The sequence below is a fragment of the Amycolatopsis thermalba genome, assembly GCF_003385215.1.
Lineage (GTDB): Bacteria > Actinomycetota > Actinomycetes > Mycobacteriales > Pseudonocardiaceae > Amycolatopsis_E > Amycolatopsis_E thermalba.
Window position 1 is genome coordinate 1 of sequence record NZ_PQHW01000089.1, and the last position, 19,799, is coordinate 19,799.

The 19,799-nt window shown below is 73.9% G+C and carries 17 protein-coding genes; 6 read left to right on the forward strand and 11 right to left on the reverse strand.

Going from position 1 to position 19,799, the window contains the following annotated elements:
- Positions 1-1,056: 1,056 nt before the first annotated feature.
- Positions 1,057-2,235 (reverse strand): dephospho-CoA kinase, encoded by a 1,179-nt coding sequence (gene coaE / locus D0D15_RS27380; protein ID WP_094006031.1) that lies wholly within the window; start codon positions 2,233-2,235, stop codon positions 1,057-1,059.
- Positions 2,236-2,391: 156 nt separating this feature from the next.
- On the opposite strand from coaE, the gene D0D15_RS27385 reads away from it, so the two are divergent.
- Entirely contained in the window at positions 2,392-2,604 is a 213-nt protein-coding gene (locus D0D15_RS27385) for a hypothetical protein (protein ID WP_094006002.1), read from the forward strand.
- A 57-nt stretch (positions 2,605-2,661) separates the two neighbouring features.
- Here the strand turns inward: D0D15_RS27385 and D0D15_RS27390 are convergent, their stop codons facing one another.
- The 8 genes from D0D15_RS27390 to D0D15_RS27420 all read right to left on the reverse strand — a co-directional run bounded on the left by D0D15_RS27390 (position 2,662) and on the right by D0D15_RS27420 (position 11,657).
- Complete coding sequence (locus D0D15_RS27390; protein ID WP_115944855.1) at positions 2,662-3,780, reverse strand: S1 family peptidase; 1,119 nt, start codon at positions 3,778-3,780, stop codon at positions 2,662-2,664.
- A gap of 445 nt (positions 3,781-4,225) precedes the next feature.
- The gene (locus tag D0D15_RS37295) at positions 4,226-4,411 is read right to left on the reverse strand and encodes a hypothetical protein (RefSeq protein WP_233157303.1); all 186 of its coding nucleotides are present in this window, start codon (positions 4,409-4,411) and stop codon (positions 4,226-4,228) included.
- Between the two features lie 258 nt (positions 4,412-4,669).
- The gene (locus D0D15_RS27400; RefSeq protein ID WP_094006000.1) at positions 4,670-5,881 is read right to left on the reverse strand and encodes an LCP family protein; all 1,212 of its coding nucleotides are present in this window, start codon (positions 5,879-5,881) and stop codon (positions 4,670-4,672) included.
- 450 nt (positions 5,882-6,331) lie between these two features.
- Positions 6,332-6,502 (reverse strand): hypothetical protein, encoded by a 171-nt coding sequence (locus tag D0D15_RS36090; RefSeq protein WP_158224439.1) that lies wholly within the window; start codon positions 6,500-6,502, stop codon positions 6,332-6,334.
- 104 nt (positions 6,503-6,606) lie between these two features.
- Complete coding sequence (locus tag D0D15_RS27405) at positions 6,607-8,925, reverse strand: ATP-binding protein (RefSeq protein ID WP_094005999.1); 2,319 nt, start codon at positions 8,923-8,925, stop codon at positions 6,607-6,609.
- Between the two features lie 30 nt (positions 8,926-8,955).
- On the reverse strand, positions 8,956-9,963 hold the full coding sequence (locus D0D15_RS27410) for an alpha/beta fold hydrolase (protein ID WP_115944856.1): 1,008 nt from the start codon (positions 9,961-9,963) through the stop codon (positions 8,956-8,958).
- Between the two features lie 95 nt (positions 9,964-10,058).
- Positions 10,059-10,904, reverse strand: a complete 846-nt coding sequence (locus tag D0D15_RS27415; RefSeq protein WP_094005997.1) for an SMP-30/gluconolactonase/LRE family protein — start codon at positions 10,902-10,904, stop codon at positions 10,059-10,061.
- A gap of 15 nt (positions 10,905-10,919) precedes the next feature.
- Positions 10,920-11,657 (reverse strand): FadR/GntR family transcriptional regulator, encoded by a 738-nt coding sequence (locus D0D15_RS27420; RefSeq protein WP_094005996.1) that lies wholly within the window; start codon positions 11,655-11,657, stop codon positions 10,920-10,922.
- Between the two features lie 67 nt (positions 11,658-11,724).
- Between D0D15_RS27420 and D0D15_RS27425 the strand changes: the two genes are divergently transcribed.
- On the forward strand, positions 11,725-12,093 hold the full coding sequence (locus D0D15_RS27425; RefSeq protein WP_094005995.1) for a nuclear transport factor 2 family protein: 369 nt from the start codon (positions 11,725-11,727) through the stop codon (positions 12,091-12,093).
- Here the strand turns inward: D0D15_RS27425 and D0D15_RS37300 are convergent.
- Positions 12,090-13,070, reverse strand: coding sequence for a DUF6923 family protein (locus tag D0D15_RS37300; RefSeq protein ID WP_244214990.1), 981 nt, complete (start codon positions 13,068-13,070; stop codon positions 12,090-12,092). The genes D0D15_RS27425 and D0D15_RS37300 overlap by 4 nt on opposite strands.
- Complete coding sequence (locus tag D0D15_RS27435) at positions 13,067-13,837, reverse strand: bestrophin-like domain (protein WP_094005993.1); 771 nt, start codon at positions 13,835-13,837, stop codon at positions 13,067-13,069. Before D0D15_RS27435 ends, D0D15_RS37300 begins: the two co-directional genes overlap by 4 nt.
- A gap of 613 nt (positions 13,838-14,450) precedes the next feature.
- Here D0D15_RS27435 and D0D15_RS27440 point away from each other — a divergent pair.
- The 4 genes from D0D15_RS27440 (at position 14,451) to ispH (ending at position 19,788) form a co-directional block, all read left to right on the forward strand.
- Positions 14,451-15,866, forward strand: a complete 1,416-nt coding sequence (locus D0D15_RS27440; protein ID WP_094005992.1) for a family 2B encapsulin nanocompartment shell protein — start codon at positions 14,451-14,453, stop codon at positions 15,864-15,866.
- 39 nt (positions 15,867-15,905) lie between these two features.
- Positions 15,906-17,303 (forward strand): family 2B encapsulin nanocompartment shell protein, encoded by a 1,398-nt coding sequence (locus D0D15_RS27445; RefSeq protein WP_167481567.1) that lies wholly within the window; start codon positions 15,906-15,908, stop codon positions 17,301-17,303.
- Positions 17,300-18,331 carry a family 2 encapsulin nanocompartment cargo protein polyprenyl transferase gene (locus D0D15_RS27450; protein ID WP_094005990.1) on the forward strand — a complete coding sequence of 344 codons (1,032 nt, stop codon included), beginning with the start codon at positions 17,300-17,302 and terminating at the stop codon, positions 18,329-18,331. Before D0D15_RS27445 ends, D0D15_RS27450 begins: the two co-directional genes overlap by 4 nt.
- 179 nt (positions 18,332-18,510) lie before the next feature.
- Positions 18,511-19,788 carry a 4-hydroxy-3-methylbut-2-enyl diphosphate reductase gene (ispH, locus tag D0D15_RS27455; protein WP_094005989.1) on the forward strand — a complete coding sequence of 426 codons (1,278 nt, stop codon included), beginning with the start codon at positions 18,511-18,513 and terminating at the stop codon, positions 19,786-19,788.
- Positions 19,789-19,799: the final 11 nt, after the last annotated feature.

Sequence of the window (19,799 nt, forward strand, 5' to 3'; positions counted from 1 at the left end):
TTGCGTGGGTGGGTTGGGGTGGTTTGGGGGTGCCGGGCAGGGGCAGTTGGGCCGAGTGGGGTGAGCGCTGATGCCGAAGGGCCGGCCCAGCGGCTGCCGCCGCGAAGCGGGCCGGTCAGGTGGCGGCGCCAGTGACCGAGCCCGGCCCAGGTGGCCACCACCCGCAGACGAACCGGCCAAGGCTGGCGCCGCCGCGAAGCGGCCGGCCCAGGCGGCCACCGCCGCCGAGCGAACCGGCCAGGGTGGCGGCGCCATCACCGAAGCCACCGGCCCAGACGCGCGCGCCGCAGCGGAGCGGGTCGGCCTGGCGGGCGCCGCCGCCATGAGGGTGGTCAGGGTGGGCGCCGCCGCCAGGTGAACCGGTCCGGGCAGCCAGGCCCGGCCGACCAAAGCAGGCCGCCCCAGCCGAACCGGTCAGGGGACGCGCCGCCGCCAGGCGGACTGGCCCGAGCAGGCCCGCACGGCCGACCAAAGCACTCCAGCCCCGGCAGGCCCAGCTCGGCTGCCCGAGGCGAGAGCCCCTGCCGGCCCGGGCAAGCCGACTATGCGCGCGCCGCCGTCAGGCGGACTGGCCCGAGCAAGCCAGCACAGCCGACCAACACACTCCAGCCCCGGCAGGCCAGCTCGGCTCGCCGAGGCGAGAGCCCCTGCCGGCCCGGGCAAGCCGACTATGCGGGCGCCGTCAGGCCGACTGACCCGAGCAAGCCAGCACAGCCGACCAACACACTCCAGCCCCGGCAGGCCCAGCTCGGCTGGCCGAGGCGAGAGCCCTTGCCGGCCCGGGCGAGTCGGCTATGCGCCCCGCCGTCAGGCGGACTGGCCCGAGCAGGCCAGCACAGCCGACCAACGCACTCCAGCCCCGGCAGGCCCAGCTCGGCTCGCCGAGGCGAGAGCCCTTGCCGGCCCGGGCGAGCCGGCTATGCGCGCGCCGCCAGGCCGACTGGCCCGAGCAAGCCAGCACAGCCGACCAAACCACTCCAGCCCCGACAGGCCCAGCTCGGCTCGCCGAGGCGAGAGCCCCTGCCGGCCCGGGCAAGCCGGCAATGCGCCCCGCCGTCAGGCGGACCAGCCTGTGCGCTCCGCCCACTGCTCTGCCCTCTGGAAGGCCGCGTTCACCCAGTGCTGTTTCTCCTCCGTGTAGGCCTCCACCGAAGGGTCCGTCGCGTGGGTCTCGGCCAGCTTGGCCTTCACCGTGGCGTACGCGTCGCGCTCAGGGGGATTCGCGCGCAGCCACGCGGCGAACAACAGCGCCAGCCGCCAGGCCGGGGTGGCCGTACTGCGCACGTGCACGTTCACCGGCCGGCCCGGGTCCGCGCCGTAATGGAAGCGCTTCGCCCACCGCTCGCCGCCGCCGTCGTCCCACCACTCGCCCTCGGCGCGGACGAAACCGGCGTCGGACAGCGTGTCGGCGAACTCGTCGGCCTGTGCGAGCGTCGAGACGGTCACCTGCAGGTCCAGCACGTCCTTCGCGGGCAGCCCGGGCACCGACGTCGACCCGATGTGGTCCACTCGCAACGCCCGCCCCGCGGTCAGCAGCCGCAAACGGGCCAGCGCGCGGGCCGCCTGCGCCGGCCACGTCTCGTCGTAGGGCACCAGCTCCGGCGGCATCGGCGGGCGCGGCCGGCGCAGGCGCACGTTCTCCTCGAACGGCACCAGCCGCTCGCGCCACAACCGGTCCACCTCGGACAACACGGTCCCGGCCGGGCCGGAGTTGTCCAGCCAGACGTCCGCGACCGCGCGCCGCTGCTCGTCACTGGCCTGCGCCTTGATCCGGGCGCGGGCGTCCTCCTCGGACATCCCGCGCAGCTCCGTCAGCCGCCGCACCCGCGTCTCCACCGGCGCGTCCACGATCAGCACCAGGTGGTAGCTCGGCGCGTACCCGCCCTCGACCAGCAGCGGCACGTCGTGCAGCACGATCCCGTCCGCAGGCACCCGCGCCATCCGCTCCGCGGTGCGGGCGCCGATCAACGGGTGCAGGATCCCGTTCAGCCGGCGGCGGGAGTCCTCGTCCGCGAACGCCTTCGCCGCCAGCGCCGGCCGGTTCAGCCCACCGTCGTCGCCCAGGACGTCCGCCCCGAAGGCCTCGACCACCTTCGCGAGCCCCTCGGTGCCCGGTTCGACCACCTCGCGCGCGATCGCGTCCGCGTCGATGTGCACCGCGCCGTGCTCCACGAGCCGCGCCGCGACGGTCGACTTCCCCGCCCCGATTCCTCCGGACAACCCCACCCGCAGCATGGTTCGCATTAGACCAGACGCCACGATCGGGTGGTCTTTACTCCCTGATCGGTCTGTAATCGGAACGAGATGGGTGACACGCCGCGGCGCTACTACGCTTCGGGCCTCTCGTTGCGTACGGTGCGCGGCGGGAAAGGTCGCCCACACGGAGGAACGATGCCGCGGAGCAAGCACACCGGAAGGCACCGGCTCGGCACGCCGGGTCTGGTGCACTGCGTCATGCATCGCCCCGTGGCACTGGCACTGGAGGAGTACCGGCGCACCTGGCTGACCGCCCTGCTGGTGCCGGCCAAGCACAGCCTCGCCGGCCTCAAGCGCCGTGCCCGCGCCGCGGCCCTCGAGCGCGCCTGGGCGCCCGCGACCACCTGACCCCGGACACGACGAGCGGCCCCCGCCCGGACGGACGGGGGCCGCTGGTCGTGCCGGTCAGCCCGTGACGAGGGTGAGCCCGTAGGCGGACAGGATCTCGTTCACCGGCTGGAAGTAGGTCGTCCCGCCGCGGGTGCAGTCGCCGGACCCGCCGGAGGTCACGCCCTGCGCCTGGCTGCCGCTGACCCACGAGCCGCCCGAGTCGCCCGGCTCGGCGCACGCGCTGGTCCTGGTCAGCCCGGACACCGAACCCTCCGCGTAGTTGACGGTCTGGTTGGTGGCCTGGATGGTGCCGCAGTGCCAGCCGGTCGTCGACCCGGAGCGGCACACCGACGAGCCGACCGGGGCCGCGGTGTGCCCGGTGACCGTCACGTCCCCGTTGCCGTAACCGTCCACAGTGGGCGAAGGCGTCCAGGACGAGGTGGTGCGGACGTAGCTGTAGTCGTTGCCGGGGAACGACGAGCCCTGGAACGTGCCCATCGCCGACCCGTCCGGCGCGCTCACCGAGTCGCCCGCGCTGCCGCAGTGCCCCGCCGAGACGAACCCGCCCCGCACCGAGAATCCGATGGAGCAGCGGGCGGAACCGTTGATGTAGTAGGCATCGCCGCCGACGATGTCCCCGGCGAACAGCCGCGGCACGGTGGTGGTCTCCTCCACCTGCACGGGGCCGGCGGCGCGGGCCCGGTCGAGGAAGGCCCGTGCCTCGGGGCTCTGGGCGCCGCGCACCACGGTCACCACCACACGGTTGGCCCGCTCGTCGACGTACCAACCAGTCACCTCGCGCGGCGCGGTGAGCGTGTCGAGGCTCGCCTTGGCGGCGTCCAGCGCCGACTCGGTGTGGGCGACCAGGGTGCTGTCCGCGCCGGTGGCCTCGACGGCGTCCGCGCGGGCGGCGTCGGTGATGCCGACGACCAGCTTGCCGGAGGCGGCGTCGTACCAGGCGCCGCCGAACGCCGGGCCGGCCGCGGCCTCGGCGGCGGGGGCGATGCTCGCGGCGGTGGCCTCCTGGGTCAGGCGGGTGCCGGCCTGCTCGGCGGTGAGCCCGAGGTCGCGCTGCATCGCCCCGAGCAGCGGCGAGGCGGGCGCGGCCGCGGCGGCGTTGACCGTGCCGGCGAGCGCGGTGCCGACGGCCAGCGCGGTGAGGCCGAGCGTCCGGACGAGGGGTGATCGCGTCATGAGGTGCCTTCCTTCGCTACCGGAGGGGACACGCGCAGTCTGCTGCCCGTCCGGACACCTCCACACCCGCCGGAAGTAGGGTTGGGGATTTTCTCCCCCGGCCGGGCCCGTCCGATCGACGAGTGGCTGGACCATCGGGGCGGTTCGGGGAGTGGCTGAGTGGCTCGACCATTGAGCCAGCCGGGCGGGTGGACCAGTGGGCAGTGGCTGAGTGGTTCAGCCACTCGGCCGGCCGGGACATCGGGCAAGCGGTGGTGGTCGATTGGCTCAGCCACTCGACCGCCCGACTGCTGAGAAAGCACGGGAAGTGGATCAGTGGCTCAGCCACTTGGCATCCGGGCATCCTGGCGGAGCGGCTCGTGCCGAGTGGCTCAGCCACCAGACCACCCGGGCGGGTGGCGAGCCCAGCTGGCAGGGGGAGGATTCCGGACAGCCGGGCGGCTGGCTAGCCGGCGTACCGCCTCGCCAGGGCGCGGAGCCGCCGTGCGGCCTGGGTGGCGTCCTCGGCGGAGAGCGGTGCGCCGGCCGTGGCGCCGAGGTGCTCGATCTGGTCGGCGAGGCGCTGGTGCTCGCGGCTGGCGTGCTCCCGGCAGAGCAGGCAGGTGACGCTTTCCGGGCGCGTGGAGGTCATCGCGTAGGGCACGCGCGCCGCAGCCGGTGGGGACCTCCGCTGGGGCGTCGGCCGTGAGGCCGAACGTCGAGGTGATCAGGCCGCGCAGCGCGGGGCCGGCGTGCGCGACGGCCCGCTCCACGTGGATGTGCGGGTCGCTCGTCAGCTCACTCCGCGGGTCGCTCATCGGCTCACGCCGCCGGCGCTCGTCAGCTCACTCCGCGGGTCGCTCATCAGCTCACGCCGCCGGCGCTCATCAGTTCACGCCGCCGTCGCTCGTCAGCTCACGCAGCCCGACAGGTCCGTGGTGGGCGTCTGCTGCACCGTGGCCGACGGCGTCGTCGTGGGGGCGCCCGCCGTCTCCGCGGCCTGCTTCGCCACGCTCGTCGGTGTCGACGACGTGCTGGTGGCCGGCGTCGAGCGACCGAGCAGGGCGTCGATGAAGTCGCGCACCTGCACCGGGTCGACCTTGACCGCGTCGCCGTCGTAGGGGGTCGGCAGGCTCAGGCTCTGCACCGGGATCGTGGCGAACGTGATCGCCCCCGCGGTCAGGTTGTGCATCTGCTCGGCGAAGGTCAGCACGTCCCAGCCCTGGTCGATGATCACCGACTGCTGCACCGCGTCGATGAGCGCGGACAGCCTGACCGGGTTGGCGAGCGTCCCGGCGCCGAGCACCACCTGCGCCATCCCCGACAGGAACGCCTGCTGCCGCGCGATCCGGCCCAGGTCGCTGCCCGGCACGCCGTGCCGCTGCCGCACGAACGCCAGCGCCTGCGCCCCGGACAGGGTCTGCTCCCCCGCCGGGAAGTTCGCGCCCGAATAGCTGTCGTGCACCGGCTCCTTCAGGCACACCGGCACCCCGCCGACGGCGTTGCTCAGCGCGAAGAACCCGGCCAGGTTCACCGCCGCGTAGTGGTTGATCGTCAGGCCGGTGAAGTCCTCGACCGTCTCGATCGCCGTCCGCGCCCCCGCCGCCGACGCCGCGCGCTCCAGCTCCGCCCCGGTCAGGCCCTGCTCGCGCAGCGTGTCCAGCGCCTCCTGCTTGCCGTAGGTGTACGCCGAGTTGATCTTGTGCTTGCCGTGGCCGCCGGCGATCTGGACGTAGGAGTCGCGCGGGATCGAGATGGCCGTCGCGGAACCGCCGCCGGCCGGGATGTGCACCACGATCATCGTGTCGGTGGTGTCGCCGCCGTCCGCGGCGTCCCCGGCGTGCAGCTGGTCGAGCACGTCCTGCGGCAGCGGGTTGCCCCGCACGTCGGTGCGCGAGTCGAGGCCGACCAGCAGGATGTTCTGGTCCACCGACAGGCTCGCCCGGCCGCTGGGCACCTGGGCGGACGGCGCGATCACGTCCGCGGTGGCCAGCCCGGTGTCCAGGCGGGACAGCTGGGTCCAGGCGTACCCGGTGCCGCCGAGCACGAGCAGCGACGCCAGCCCGACCGCGGTGTACGCCACCGGGCGCCAGCGGTGACCCCGCGCAGGCGCGGCGGTCACTCCCCGTCTGCGCAGCACCCCGGTTCCCCCTCGGATTTCACTCGATCCAGCTAACACCAGGATCCACGAGAAATCTGACAGTTTGCTGTGAAATCCGGGCCGCGGCCGGTGAACTTCTCGTCACGGCGAAAGCCGCCCCGGGCTGCGGGGCGGCTTTCGCGTGGCATTGGAGTGAGCGCGGCGGGGTGCCGGAGTTCGCGGGCAGGCTGGGCACGACCCGCCGCGCTCGACCGGCCGGCACGCGAGGGGGAGGGCGGCGCCGGACGGCTGGATTGTGAGGTGGTGCTGGGCGGTGAGGTGGTGCTGGGCAGTGCGGTGGCGCGGGACTGCGACGCCGAGCTGAGCTGTGACGTCCTGCTGGGCTGTCACGTCCTGCTGGGGTGCGACGTCCAGCCGGACTCTGCCGTGGCCCTGGGCAGTGGTGCTGTGCCGTGTCGTGCGGGACTGGGGTCAGGAAGCCGTCGCGGTGGTCCCGGCCGTGCGGGCGAGCGCCCAGGACGGCGGACCGCACTGCGGCCGCCAGGTGCCCAGGTGCACCCACTGCCGTCCCCAGCTGTACCCGGCGAGCACCACCTGGCGGTGGCACCGCGGACAGGGCTGCGGCGGCGAATCGACCTTCATGACCACCCCTTCCGGTGTTCTCGGCTCCGGTCGCGAATACCAGAGTGCCTCGAACGAGGGGCCGGGGAACCGGGAGTCCTACGCATCTGGGTACGTAGACCGGGCTACGTACCGTCCGCGGAGCCGGCGCGCTGCTCGGTCAGCCAGGCCGCGATCTGGGCGCGCGAGGTGAAGTCCAGCTTGGTCAGGATGTTCTCCACGTGCGTCTCCGCGGTGCGCTGCGCGATCACCAGCCGGGCGGCGATCTGCTTGTTGCTCAGCCCCTCGGCGACCAGTTCGGCGATCTCGCGCTCACGCCGGGTCAGCCCGCCGGGCAGGCTCTCCCGGCCCCGCCGGGGCGCGCGCGGCCCGCCCGGCTTCTCCGCCAGGGCGTACGCGATCGCCTCGTCGACGCCGAACCCGCTGGTCGCGCCGAACGCGGCGGTGTAGCCGGCGTCGCCGAGCGCCGCGCGGGCCCGCCCCTCGCACTCCTCGTCGAACTGCCGGTACGGCCCGGTCTCGGCGACCCCGGCGCCGCTGATCCGCCAGACCGCGCGGGACGCGCCGAGCAGCCCGGCGGCCCGTTCGTGCTCCCCCGCCGCGCCCGCGCACCAGGCCAGCGCCGTCAGCGTGAAGGCCAGCTGGGTGCGGTCGGTCTGGCGCATCGCGATGGCCTCGCGCAGCAGCGCCGACGCGCGGCGGTGATCGCCCCGCCGCCAGGTGTTGATCGCCACCGCCCACAGTGCGTACGCCTTGGTCCAGTCGGCCTGGTGCCGCTCGCACTGCGCGAGCGCCGCCTCGGCCACCGTCAGGCCCTCGGGGGCGTCCAGGAAGAACAACGCCGCGGCCAGCAGGATCCGCGTGTTGCACGCCTGCAGTTCGTCGCCGGTGCGGCGGAACCCGTCCAGGGCCTGCTCCAGCAGCTCGCGGCCGCGCGCCAGGTCGCCCAGGAACATCGAGCCCATCCCCGCGCACTGGGCCCAGCCGGCCCGCAGGTTGTCGTCGTCCAGGGCCTCGGCCAGTTCGCGCAGCTCGCCGAGCAGCGCGCGGGCCCGCTCCTCGTCACCGATCTGGATCGCCACGAACGCCGCGCCCTGCAGCGCGCGGGCGTGGGCGGGGGTGTCGCGGGCGGTGTCCTGGGCCAGCGACGCCAGCAGCCAGCGGTAGCCCTCGCGCACGTAGCCGCCGGCGAACCAGTAGTCCCACAGCGGCCCGGTGATCTCCGCGGCGCGGCAGGTGCCCTCCGGGCCGCCGTCCAGGCAGTGTTCCAGCGCGACGCGGATGTTCGGCTGCTCGCGGCGCATCCGCTCGACCCAGTCCAGCTGGTGCGGGCCGAAGTTCTCGTCCCGGTAGCGGCGGGCCAGCCGGGTGCAGTGGTCCACCTGGCGGGCGCGCACGGCGTCCTCGCGGCCGGACAGCACGAGCTTGACGTGCCCGTACTCGCGGACCGTCTCCAGCATCCCGTACCACGCCGCCCGCCCGAAGGTGCCGTTCCGCCGGGCCAGGATCGACTTGTCCACCATGCCGGCGATCAGGTCGAGCACCTCGTCCGAGCCGATGCCGACCGCGCCGCACACCGCCTCGGCGGCCTCCAGGTCGAAGCCGCCGGCGAACACCGACAGCGCCGACCACACCGCCTGCTCGGCGCGGCTGCACAGGTCGTAGCTCCACGCGATCGCCGCCTCCAGCGTCTGCTGGCGGTCCGGCGCGGTGCGGCTGCCGTCGGTGAGCAGCCGGAACCGGTCGTCCAGGCGCTGCAGCAGCTGCTCGAGCGAGAGCACCCGCAGCCGCACCGCGGCCAGCTCCAGCGCCAGCGGGATGCCGTCGAGGCGGCGGCAGACGCGGACCACCGTGTCGCGGTTGGACGCGTCCACGGCGAACCCGGGCACCACGGCGGCGGCGCGCTCGGCGAACAACGTCACCGCCTCGACCGAGGGCTCCCCCTCCGACGGGACCGGCAGCGGCGGCACGACGAGCACCTGCTCACCGTCGGCGCGCAGCAGCTGGCGGCTGGTGGCCAGCACCCGCACCGAGGAGGTGGCCGACAGCAGCTTGGCGACCAGCACCGCGCACGCGTCCAGCACGTGCTCGCAGTTGTCCAGCACCAGCAGCACGCGCTGGTCCTCGAGGTACTCGGCGAGCCCGCCCACCTGCGCGCCCGCCTCATCGGTCAGGCCCAGGGTGGTGGCGATCGTGTGGGCCAGCAGGGCGGGATCACGCAGCTCGGCCAGCGGCACGAACCACACGCCGTCGGGGAACGCCCGCCGCAGGTCGGCGGCCGCGCGCAGGGCGAGCCGGGTCTTGCCGACCCCACCGACCCCGGTCAGGGTCACCAGCCGGGCCGAGGCCAGCAGGCGGCGGGTTTCGGCGAGCTCGCGGCGCCGTCCCACGAAACTGGTCAGCTCGCTGGGAAGGTTGCCGGCGCCCCGCGACACGTCGGGCATCAGCCGATTCTATGCCCGGTTCCGCGCTGATCAGGCGGTGCGACGGCGGCCGTGGCGCCGCAGCAGGGCCACCAGGTGCGCGTTGACCTGCGCCGGGTGCTCCAGCGGGAAGGCGTGCCCGGCGTCGGGCAGGATCACCAGATCGGCGCCGGGGACCGCCCGCGCGATCGCCTCGCTGTTCCCCGGCGGCGTGACGACGTCGTCCGAACCGGCCAGGACGAGGCAGTCGACGCGCTCCAGCGCGGCCAGCGCGGCGGTCTTGTCGTGCACCCGGAACTGGGGGAAGAAGTCGGCCAGGACCTCCAGCGGCGTCTGCCCGATCTGCTCCACCAGGAACTCGGCCACGGGCGGCGGGACCTCGGAGGCGAACGCGTGCCGGGGCACCAGCGCGCCGGTCAGCTCGCGCACCGGTCCGGACAGGACGCGGGCCCGCGGCAGCAGCGCGAGTGCCCACGGGATGACCCAGTGCAGCGCGCGCATCCCGGGGCGGGGCAGGCCGGGGGCGCCGAGCACCGGTTCGGCGCTGGTGGCGAGCAGCGCGGTGGCGGCGACGCGGGTGCCGAACAGCTCCGGCTCCTGCTCGGCCAGCGCCATGATCGTCATGCCGCCCATCGAGTGCCCGGCGAGGACGACGGGCCCGCGGGGCGTGGTCTGGTCGAGCACCGCGCGCAGGTCGCGGCCGAGCTGGTCGACGGTCGCGTGCGCGGCCGGGCCGCGCCGGGAGCGTCCGTGCCCGCGCTGGTCCCAGGTCACGACCCGGGCGTGGCGGGCGAGCTCGGGGACCTGGAAGCACCAGCTCGCGCCGGAGAGGGCGTAGCCGTGGCACAGCACGACGGTGACCGGGGCGTGCGGATCGCCGAAGACCTCGGCGTGCGGGGCGACGCCGTCGTCGGCGACGACCGTCCGGGCTTCGCCGCGGGCGCAGGTGAGCGGGACGGCCGCCGGGCCGGCCGGTCCCCCGGTCGCGGCACGCAGCGCGGTCCGGGTCAGCGCGAGCCCGGCCGCCAGGCCCAGCTCCACCGCCTTCACCGCTCCCATGTCTCTCCTCCGGCGCGCACACCACGACACGATGACCTTGCCGGGTCGTGCCGGAACCGGGGCACCGGGAAAGTACGTAGTCCGGTACCGAAATGTCAGCAGCCGGAAAAGCGGTGGGCCGGCAGCCCGCGCACGCCGGGCCGCAGCCGGAACAGGGACCCGGCCTCGGGCTGGGTGCCCTCCTCGACGCCCTGCCGGGACGTCGTCACGTACAGCTCGTCCAGGTCCGGGCCGCCGAAGGCGCACGCGGTGACCTGCGTGACCGGGAACCCGGCGCGGGCCACCTGCTCGCCGTCCGGGGTGTAGCAGTGGACGGCCCCGCCGCCCCACAGCGCGACCCAGAGGTTGCCCTCGGCGTCGACGGTGAGGCCGTCCGGCGAGCCCACCTCCGCCGGGATCGTGACCACCGTGCGCCGGTGCGTGAGCCCCGCCGCGGCGGTGTAGTCGAAGGCGTCGATCCGTCCGGTGGGGGTGTCGACGTAGTAGGCGGTGCCGCCGTCCGGGCTCCACGCGAGGCCATTGGAGACGGTGACGCCGGTGAGCACCGTGGTGACCGAGCCGTCCGGGTCCAGCCGGTGCAGGGCACCGGCGCCCGGGGTGCCGTCGTAGGCCATCGAACCGCAGTAGAACCGGCCGTCCGGATCGCAGCCGCCGTCGTTCATCCGCACGCCCGGATCGGTCCACACCTCCGGCAGCGGCCGCACCGCGGTGAGCGCGCCGTCGGCGAGGGCGAACCCGCGCTCCAGCGCCAGAACCACCCCGCCGCCGGTACCCGGCCGCAGCGCCGCCGCGACCGCGCCCACGTGGTGGCGGCGGACCTCGCCACCGTCCAGTTCCAGCACGTCCCCGGCGAGCATGTCCACCCACCGCACGCCCGGCCACTCCGGCGCCCACACCGGCCCTTCGCCGTGCGCGGCCACCGGCCCGGTCACCTGGTCCACAGTGGACACCACGGGTCAGTCCCCCTCGGTCCGCATCCGCCCCACCGCGTCGGTGGTGGTCTCGATCAGCCGCCGCATCGCCCGCGCGGCCGCCGTGGGACGGCGGCCGCGGACCGCGACCAGCACCGCCTGGTGCAGGGGCAGCGTCGCGGCCACCCCGCCCGGCGCGTGCGAGCTGGCGGCCAGTCCGTGGTGCAGGCTCGCCTCCAGCAGGCGGCCCAGCTGCTCGACGAGCTGGTTGCCGCTCGCGCGCAGCAGGGTCAGGTGGAAGGCGAGGTCGGCCTCGACGAACGCGTCGGCGTCCGCGTCGTCCCGGCCCGCTTCCCCGGCCATCCGGGCGCAGGCGTCCTCCAGGACCGCGAGCTGCTCGCCGGTCGCGCGCTCGGCGGCCAGCCGCGCCGCGCCGGGCTCGACCATCAGCCGCAGCTCGAGCAGGTCGCGCAGGAACGCCGCGTCGGAGAGCTGACCGTGCCAGCTGATCACCTCGCGGTCCATCAGGTTCCACTGCTCGCGCGGCAGCACCCGGGTGCCCAGCCGGGGCCGCGGTTCGACGAGCCCCTTGGCGGCCAGCGCCTTGACCGCCTCGCGCACCCCGCCGCGGCTCACGTTCAGCTGGGCGGCCAGGTCGGCCTCGTTGGGCAGCTGGCTACCGTGGCCGAGTTCGCCCGACACGATGCGCCGCCCCAGCCATTCGACGACCTGGCCGTGGAGGGTGCGGTGCCGCCCGAGCGGCCCGGCCTGACTCCTGCTCACGGAGCAATCCTCGAATCATTGATCCATGAAGTCAACGCGCCGGGCGGGCCGGATAGGATCTCCGATCATGGATGCGCGCGAGTTCACCGAGCACTGGGTCACCGCCTGGAACGCCCACGACCTGGACGCCCTGCTGGCACACTTCACCGAGGACGTGGTGTTCACCTCGCCGGTGGCGGCCCAGCTGACCGGCTCCGCGGTGATCCGCGGCAAGGACGCGCTGCGCGCGTACTGGAGCGAAGGACTGCGGCGGATCCCCGATCTGCGGTTCGAGGTGATCGGCGTCTACTCCGGTGTGGACACCCTGGTCATCAACTACCGCAACCAGAAGGGTGGCCTGGTCAACGAGGTGCTGCGCTTCGAGGGCGCGCTGGTCCGCGAGGGACACGGCACCTACCTGGGCGACGACGACAACCCCGCGGGCGCCACCGCCTAGGTCCGCACCGCGGCCACCGCCAGCGTGGTGAACGTCTTCGTGAAGGCGCCGCCGAGCTCGTCGATCGCGGCGCCGACCGCGGTCAGGATCTCCGCCTGCGCGGCGGCCGGGAGGCGGGTCAGGCCGCCGGTGGTGGGCAGCAGGTCCAGCCACTCGTCCCGGGTGCAGGTCCGCTCCCGGTCGAACCGCCAGTGCTCCGGTTCGGCGAACGCGCCCGTCTCGCGGATGCTCGCGGCGACCCGTTCGAAACCGGCCCGGTGCATCTCCACCCGGAACGTGCGGCTGCGGCCACCGCTGCGGTTCGCCGTCACGTACAGGGTGTCCCCCGCCCCCACGACCGATCCGTAGGCCGTCGCCGGGGGCAGCACCGGCCCGGGCACCGGGTGCGTGAACCCCGACACCGGGTCGATCCGCACGACCCGCTCGCTGAACGGCCACGTGCTCGTCACCCCGTAGAGCCGGCCCCCGGCGAAGTCGAAGTCGTCGATCCCGGAGGTGAACGGCGCCGGCCACAGGTCGGCACCGCGCACCGCCGACAGGTACCCGTCGCTGCCCGGGTCGATGTCGATCACGTACAGGTCGTCGCCCCGCTGGACGTACCAACGATTCCCGAACACGGCACCCGCGGTGGCCCGGTCCAGGCCGCGGCGGTCCGTCGTGCGGACCGGGCCGAGCCGGGTCAGCTCACCGTCCCGGCCCACGGTCACCGCGGCGCCGTCGCGGGTGAGGCCGTAGACCTTGTCCTGGCTCCGCGCGTAGCCGAGCGCGTTGACCTCGACGCCGAGCGGGATCCGGCTCTCCACCGCGCCGGACGGCAGCCGCACCAGTTCCACTGTGGAGGGTCCGGCCGGCGAGGTGCTGACGACCCGCAGGACCGTGCAGGCGGGAGCCGGGGCCGCGGCGGCCGGTGTCCCCGGCAGCGACACCGCGAGCACGGCCGCGGCCGCCAGCACCCGGCCCGTCCGCCGGACCCTCACCGCAGCCGCTCGATCGCCTGGCTGAACGCGTCCGGTCCCACCTTCGACCCGCCCGCGAACGGGTTCTGCATCTGGAAGATCGCGAACAGCAGCAGGGTCGCCGCCGCGGCGAGGGTGGACACGATCACGATGTGGGTCAGCGACTTCGTGCCGCCGAAGAGGTTGGGCAGCAGCACGAAGATGACGCTGCCGCCGATCAGCACGAACCACACCACCATGCCGACGTTGTTGTCCCGCACGGCGTTGAGCCGGACCTGCCGCTCCTTGAACACGTCCACCAGCGAGTCGGCGACCTCGGTCTTGCGGCTGGTCAGCCAGTCGTCGTCGCCGGGGACGTCGGCGCCGTCGACCACCGCCCGCATCCGGTCCAGCTGGTCCCAGCCCTCCTCGGGCAGCGGGCCGCCGCCGTCGCGCATGCGTGGCCACTCCCGGTTCACCACGGTGTCCGCGTAGCCCGCGGCCAGCTCGCGGATCTCGGTGCGCGCCGGCTCGGGCAGCGCGTCGGCCGCCCACGACGCGGCGACCAGGCTCTGCGCCTCGGCGTAGGACCCGTCCCGCACGGTGCTCGCCGCGTCGAACAGCGAGATCAGCACGAACGCGATCACCGCGGCGTGCAGGCCGCCGACGATCGTGAACGCCTGGCCGGCCGCGTCGTTGTTGTCCGGTCTGCCCTCGTCCAGACCGTAACGGCGCACCAGGTAGGCGATGAGCGCGCCGAGCCCGACGGCGCCCACCACCCACAGCGAACCGGCCACGTAGACATTCATCGGTTGTGCCTCCCGAACGGGAAAAGAACGTGCGCCCACGCTAGGCGCCGCCCGATCCGGGCGGCAAGATCGGCCCCGTTCTTTCAGCCCGACGGAATAGGACGGATTGTTCCGGTCACTTGTTCGGAGCAGCCGGGCCGCATTTCCCGGAAATCGCGGCCCTGTTGCCGGGAGGCCAACGCGCGGCCGGGCGGCGGACTGGGCCGACCGGGCGAGGTCCGGTCACCGGTCGTCACTCCACCCGGGACCAGCCGGGTTTTTCCTTGACACGCAACGCCATGATGTCCCGGTTGCCGGTGATATTGGGCCCGTTCGGAGCAGTGCGCGGAAATGCCGGAAGCGGGCTGACGAGCGGTTCACACCGTCGGGACCGGCCGCACTGGGCGGCCCGGGTGATCACCGTGCGACCCGTTCTACCGTGAGTTTGCCGGAACCGCCGAACGTGTAGTTTTCCCCGAATTGCGATCGCGGCGCGCCACGGACGAGTGACTGTACGGCTCCGCGAACCCGGTGCTAACGTCGCTCCCGCCGGCCGAGAAAAACCAGGCGCCAGTTCGCCGGATCATCATTCCCAATTCGCGAATCGGCTTTTCGACGATTGGTGGTATTTGCCGTGACTGTGACCGACCCCGCCGTGCCCGACCTGGACAACGGCAGCCCGCAGCAGAGCCTGAGCACCCAGGCCGCGCGGAACCTGGCGACCACGACCAAGTCCGTCCCGCAGATGCAGGCCATCACCTCGCGCTGGCTGCTGCGCCTGCTGCCGTGGGTGGAGGCCTCCGGTGGTGCCTACCGGGTCAACCGCCGGCTGTCCTACGCCGTCGGCGACGGCCGCGTGACCTTCGTGACGACCGCCGGGACCATCGAGGTCATCCCCGCCGAGCTCGGCGAGCTGCCGATCCTGCGCGGCTTCGACGACCAGGAGGTGCTCGCCGCGCTCGCGAGCCGGTTCGAGCAGCGCGAGTACGAGCCCGGTGACGTGATCGTCGAGTTCGGCAGCGCCTCGGACCAGGCCTACCTCATCGCCCACGGCAAGGTCAGCAAGGTCGGCCCCGGCGAGTACGGGGACTTCACCAACCTCGGGGTGCTCGCCAACGGTGACCACTTCGGTGACGAGTCCCTTGTGGACGTTCAGAGCATCTGGGAGTACACCGTCAAGGCCGTCACGTCCTGCACCGTGCTGGTGCTCGAACAGCGCGGCTTCGACGAGCTGGTGGAGCAGTCCGCGGCGCTGCGCGAGCAGATCGAGCTGTTCCGCGCCCGGAAACTGGCCAACGGCAACGAGCACGGCGAGGCCAACATCGAACTGTCCTCCGGCCACAGCGGCGAGCCGGAGCTGCCCGGCACGTTCGTCGACTACGAGCTGTCCCCGCGCGAGTACGAGCTGAGCGTCGCCCAGACCGTGCTGCGCGTGCACAGCCGGGTCGCCGACCTCTACAACAAGCCGATGAACCAGACCGAGCAGCAGCTGCGGCTGACCATCGAGGCGCTGCGCGAGCGGCAGGAGTCCGAGCTGCTGAACAACGCCGAGTTCGGGCTGCTGCACAACGCCGACGTCAAGCAGCGCCTGCACACCCGCACCGGCCCGCCCACCCCGGACGACATGGACGAGCTGCTCGGCGCCGTGTGGAAGGAGCCGGCGTTCTTCCTGGCCCACCCCAAGGCGATCGCGGCGTTCGGGCGGGAGTGCAACACCCGCGGCCTCTACCCGGCCGGGGTGGAGTTCAACGGCCACCACGTGCCGTCCTGGCGCGGCGTGCCGATCCTGCCGTCCAACAAGATCCCGGTGTCGGAGACCCGCACCAGCTCGATCCTGCTGATGCGCGTGGGCGAGCAGAACCAGGGCGTGATCGGGCTGCACCAGACCGGGCTGCCGGACGAGGTCGAGCCCGGGCTGTCGGTGCGGTTCATGGGCATCAACGAGAAGGCGATCATCTCCTACCTCGTGTCGGCGTACTTCTCGGCGGCCGTGCTGGTGCCGGACGCGCTGGCCGTGCTGGAGAAGGTGGAGATCGGCCGCGAGAGCTGACGCCCGAATCCGCTACCGAACGAGGGGTGGTTGGGTCCGTTGACCGTAACCCTGCAGACCTTCCAGCACACCGAGACCCGGCTGAGCCTGGGCACGGCGGCGGCCCGCAAGCTGGCCACCACCACCAAGTCCGTGCCGCAGAACCAGGCGGTCACCAGCCGGTGGCTGCTGAGCCTGCTGCCGTGGGAGGAGACCGAGGCCGGCACCTACCGGGTCAACCGGCGCCTGACGTGCGTCGCCGGGCGGGGCCGGGTGGCGTTCACCGTCGAGGCCGGCCGGGTCCGGGTGGTGCCGGCCAGCCTCACCGAACTGCCGTTGTTCCGCGGCTTCGACGACCACCTCGTGCTCACCGCGCTGGCCGACCGGCTGGAGCAGCGCGAGTACCGGGCCGGGGAGACGATCGTCACCGCGGGCACGCCGACCGAGGAGGCGCTGCTCGTCGCCCACGGCAAGGTGCGCAAGCTCGGCCGCGGCGACTACGGCGACCCGGTCACGCTCGGGATGCTCGCCGACGGCGACTACCTCGGGCAGCAGGTGCTCGCCGAGGCACCGCAGCCGTGGGCCTACAGCGTGCGCGCCGAGACGCCGGTGACCGTGCTCGCCCTGTCGCTGCGGGACGTGTCGTCCCTGTTGGACACTTCACCGGAGCTGCGGTCCCATGTGGACGAACTGCGGCGGAGTTCCCAGCTGGCGCAGAACAAGCACGGGGAGGCCAGCATCGAGCTGGCCTCCGGGCACACCGGGGAACCCGCGCTGCCCGCCACGTTCGTCGACTACGACCTGCATCCCCGCGAGTACGAACTCGGGGTGGCGCAGACGATCCTGCGGGTGCACACCCGCGTGGCCGACCTCTACAACCAGCCGATGGACCAGACGCAGCAGCAGCTGCGGGTGACGCTGGAGGCGCTGCGCGAACGGCAGGAGTCCGAGCTGCTGAACAACGCCGAGTTCGGCCTGCTGCACAACGCCGACCTGAGCCAGCGCCTGCACACCCGCACCGGGCCGCCCACCCCGGACGACCTGGACGAGCTGCTGTGCCGCCGCCGCAAGACGAAACTGTTCCTGGCGCACCCGAAGGCGATCGCGGCGTTCGGGCGGCAGTGCTCGGCGCGCGGGCTCGCGCCGGAGAGCACCGAAGTGGACGGTCACGTCGTCACCACCTGGCGGGGGGTGCCGATCTTCCCGAGCGACAAGATCCCGGTGTCGCCGGCCGGGACGACGTCGATCCTGGCGATGCGGACCGGGCTGGACAGCCAGGGCGTGATCGGCCTGCGCCAGACCGGGCTGCCGGACGAGGCCGAGCCGGGGGTGACCGTGCGGTTCATGGGGATCGACGCGCGCGCGATCGTGTCCTACCTCGTCACGGCGTACTTCTCGGTCGCGGTGCTGGTCCCCGATGCCCTGGGAGTGCTGGAACACGTGGAGGTCGGGCGGTGACGGAGACGGTGGCCGGGGCGCGGACGGCGCAGGATGTCCTGGCGTGGAGCCGGGGATGCGTGGATCCGGCGCTGCGCGCGGCGGTGGCCCAGCTGCCGGAGTCGATGCGCCCGCTGGCCGCCTACCACTTCGGGTGGGCGGACGAGACGGGGGCGCCGGTCTCGGCGGGCAGCGGCAAGGCGGTGCGGCCGGCGCTGGTGCTGTTGTCGGCGCGGGCGGTCGGCGAGTGGGGGCCGGCGCTGCCCGGGGCGGTGGCGGTCGAGCTGGTGCACAACTTCTCGCTGCTGCACGACGACGTGATGGACGGCGACGAGACGCGGCGGCACCGGCCGACGGTGTGGAAGCTGTTCGGCACGGGGGCGGCGATCCTGGCCGGGGACAGCCTGCTGGCCGCGGCGTCGGAGGCGCTGGCGGCGAGCGGGCACCCGGCGGCGCGGGAGGCGTTGCGGATCCTGGGCGCGGCGGTGCAGGACCTGATCGAGGGCCAGGGCGCGGACCTGGCGTTCGAGCAGCGCGGCGACCTCGGGCTGGCCGAGTGCCGGACGATGGCCGAGGGCAAGACCGGGGCGCTGCTCGGGTGCGCGTGCGCGCTGGGCGCGTTGCTCGGCGGGGGTTCGCGCGAGCAGGTCGCGCACCTGCGCCGGTTCGGGGAGGCGGCCGGGCTGGCGTTCCAGATGGCCGACGACCTGCTCGGCATCTGGGGCGACCCGGCGGTGACCGGGAAGCCGGTGTTCTCGGACCTGCGCAACCGCAAGAAGTCACTGCCGGTGGTGGCGGCGCTGACGTCGGGCACCGCGGCGGGCCGGGAGCTGGCGTCGCTGTACGCGGCGCCCGGCGAGCTGGCCGGGGCGGACCTGGTGCGGGCCGCGCGGCTGGTCGACGAGGCCGGCGGCCGCGAGTGGACCCGCGCCGAGGCAGCGGCGCTGCTGGAGCGGGCGCTGGCGCACCTGCACGCGGCGTTGCCGGACGCACGGGGCGCCGCGGAGCTGGAGGCACTGGCGGTGCTGCTCACCGACCGGGACCACTGAGCAGGGAGCGATGGCCGGGGCGGGACGGACAACTCGGCGGCGACGGCCAGTGGCCCGCGCGCGGCCGGGCGGGCGGTGGCCGGGCAACCGCGCCCACCTCCGGAGAGCACCGGTGCCGGGTCACCGCAAACGTCACCCCAGCACCCCTGGAACGCACCCCACCTGGAACGGAGAAACGCATGTCCTTCACCGCAGCGCAGAGCATCCTCGCCGCGCACCGGCCCGGGCGGCCGGGGCCCGGGGAGGTTCTCGTGGCCGATGAGTTGCTCTGGGCGGACCGCCCGTCGATCCGGTGTCCCGGCGCGCCGCTGCTCGAGGGCGAGCTGCGGCGCCGCGGGATCGCCACCGCCCGCGGGCCCCTCTACGTCGACACCGATCACGCCGCCGCGGTCGCCCTGCGGGCCGTCCTGCCCGCCGCCCGGGGGCCGGCCGGTCTCGGGGTCGCGGCGACCGGGCAGGCGTCCTCCACCACGGCGGCCGCCGTGAGTGCCGCGATGGCCGCCGTGCTCGCCGTCGCGGGGCGGCCGCGTTCGGTGCTGCTCGCCGCGCCGCGGTCGTTCTGCGCCGGCGTCGAACGGGCCATCGAGATCGTCGAACGCCTGCTCGCCCAGCGCGGCGGCCCGATCTACGTCCGCAAGGAGATCGTCCACAACCGGCACGTCGTCGACGGCCTCCGCGCGCGGGGCGCGGTCTTCGTCGACGAACTGGACGCCGTGCCGCGGGGAGCGACCGTCGTGTTCTCCGCGCACGGCGTCTCCCCCGCCGTGCGCGCCGAGGCGGACCGGCGGCGGCTCAAGGTCGTCGACGCCACCTGTCCCCTGGTCACCAAGGTGCACGCCGAGGCGCGGCGCTTCGCCGGGCAGGGCGACACCGTCCTGCTCATCGGCCACGCCGGGCACGAGGAGGTCGAGGGCACCCTCGGCGAGGCGCCCGGGCGGACCATCCTGGTGCAGTCGGTCGAGGAGGCCCGCCGGGTGCGCGTGCCCGACCCGGGCCGCGTCACCTACCTGACCCAGACCACCCTCAGCGTGGACGAGACCGCCGAGGTCGTCACCGAACTGCGCAACCGCTTCCCCGCGCTGCGCGGCCCGGCCTCCGACGACATCTGCTACGCCACCACCAACCGGCAGGACGCGCTGCGCTCCGTCGCCCGGGACACCGACGTGGTGCTGGTGGTCGGGTCGCGGAACTCGTCGAACTCGCTGCGCCTGGCCGAACTGGCCGAACGGACCGGCACCCCCGCGCACCTGATCGACGACGCCCGCGACATCCGTCCGGAGTGGCTGTCCGGAGCGGACCGGATCGGGCTCACCGCGGGCGCGTCGGCGCCGCCGCGGCTGGTCGACTCGGTGGTCGCCGCGCTCGGCGGTCTCGGCCCGCTCACCGTGGGCGAACGGGAGACCACCCGCGAGACGATCCACTTCACCCTCCCCGCGGCCGTGCGGAGGAAGTCGTGACCGCGGTGGCG

Excerpts from the sequence above, each read along its gene's own strand:
- D0D15_RS27390 (WP_115944855.1), bottom strand. The coding sequence starts at position 3,780 with ATGACGCGATCACCCCTCGTCCGGACGCTCGGCCTCACCGCGCTGGCC.
- D0D15_RS27410 (WP_115944856.1), bottom strand. The coding sequence starts at position 9,963 with ATGGGAGCGGTGAAGGCGGTGGAGCTGGGCCTGGCGGCCGGGCTCGCG.
- D0D15_RS36090 (WP_158224439.1), bottom strand. The coding sequence starts at position 6,502 with ATGAAGGTCGATTCGCCGCCGCAGCCCTGTCCGCGGTGCCACCGCCAG.
- ispH (WP_094005989.1), top strand. The coding sequence starts at position 18,511 with ATGTCCTTCACCGCAGCGCAGAGCATCCTCGCCGCGCACCGGCCCGGG.
- D0D15_RS27435 (WP_094005993.1), bottom strand. The coding sequence starts at position 13,837 with ATGAATGTCTACGTGGCCGGTTCGCTGTGGGTGGTGGGCGCCGTCGGG.
- D0D15_RS27385 (WP_094006002.1), top strand. The coding sequence starts at position 2,392 with ATGCCGCGGAGCAAGCACACCGGAAGGCACCGGCTCGGCACGCCGGGT.
- coaE (WP_094006031.1), bottom strand. The coding sequence starts at position 2,235 with ATGCTGCGGGTGGGGTTGTCCGGAGGAATCGGGGCGGGGAAGTCGACC.
- D0D15_RS27425 (WP_094005995.1), top strand. The coding sequence starts at position 11,725 with ATGGATGCGCGCGAGTTCACCGAGCACTGGGTCACCGCCTGGAACGCC.
- D0D15_RS37295 (WP_233157303.1), bottom strand. The coding sequence starts at position 4,411 with ATGACCTCCACGCGCCCGGAAAGCGTCACCTGCCTGCTCTGCCGGGAG.
- D0D15_RS27405 (WP_094005999.1), bottom strand. The coding sequence starts at position 8,925 with ATGCCCGACGTGTCGCGGGGCGCCGGCAACCTTCCCAGCGAGCTGACC.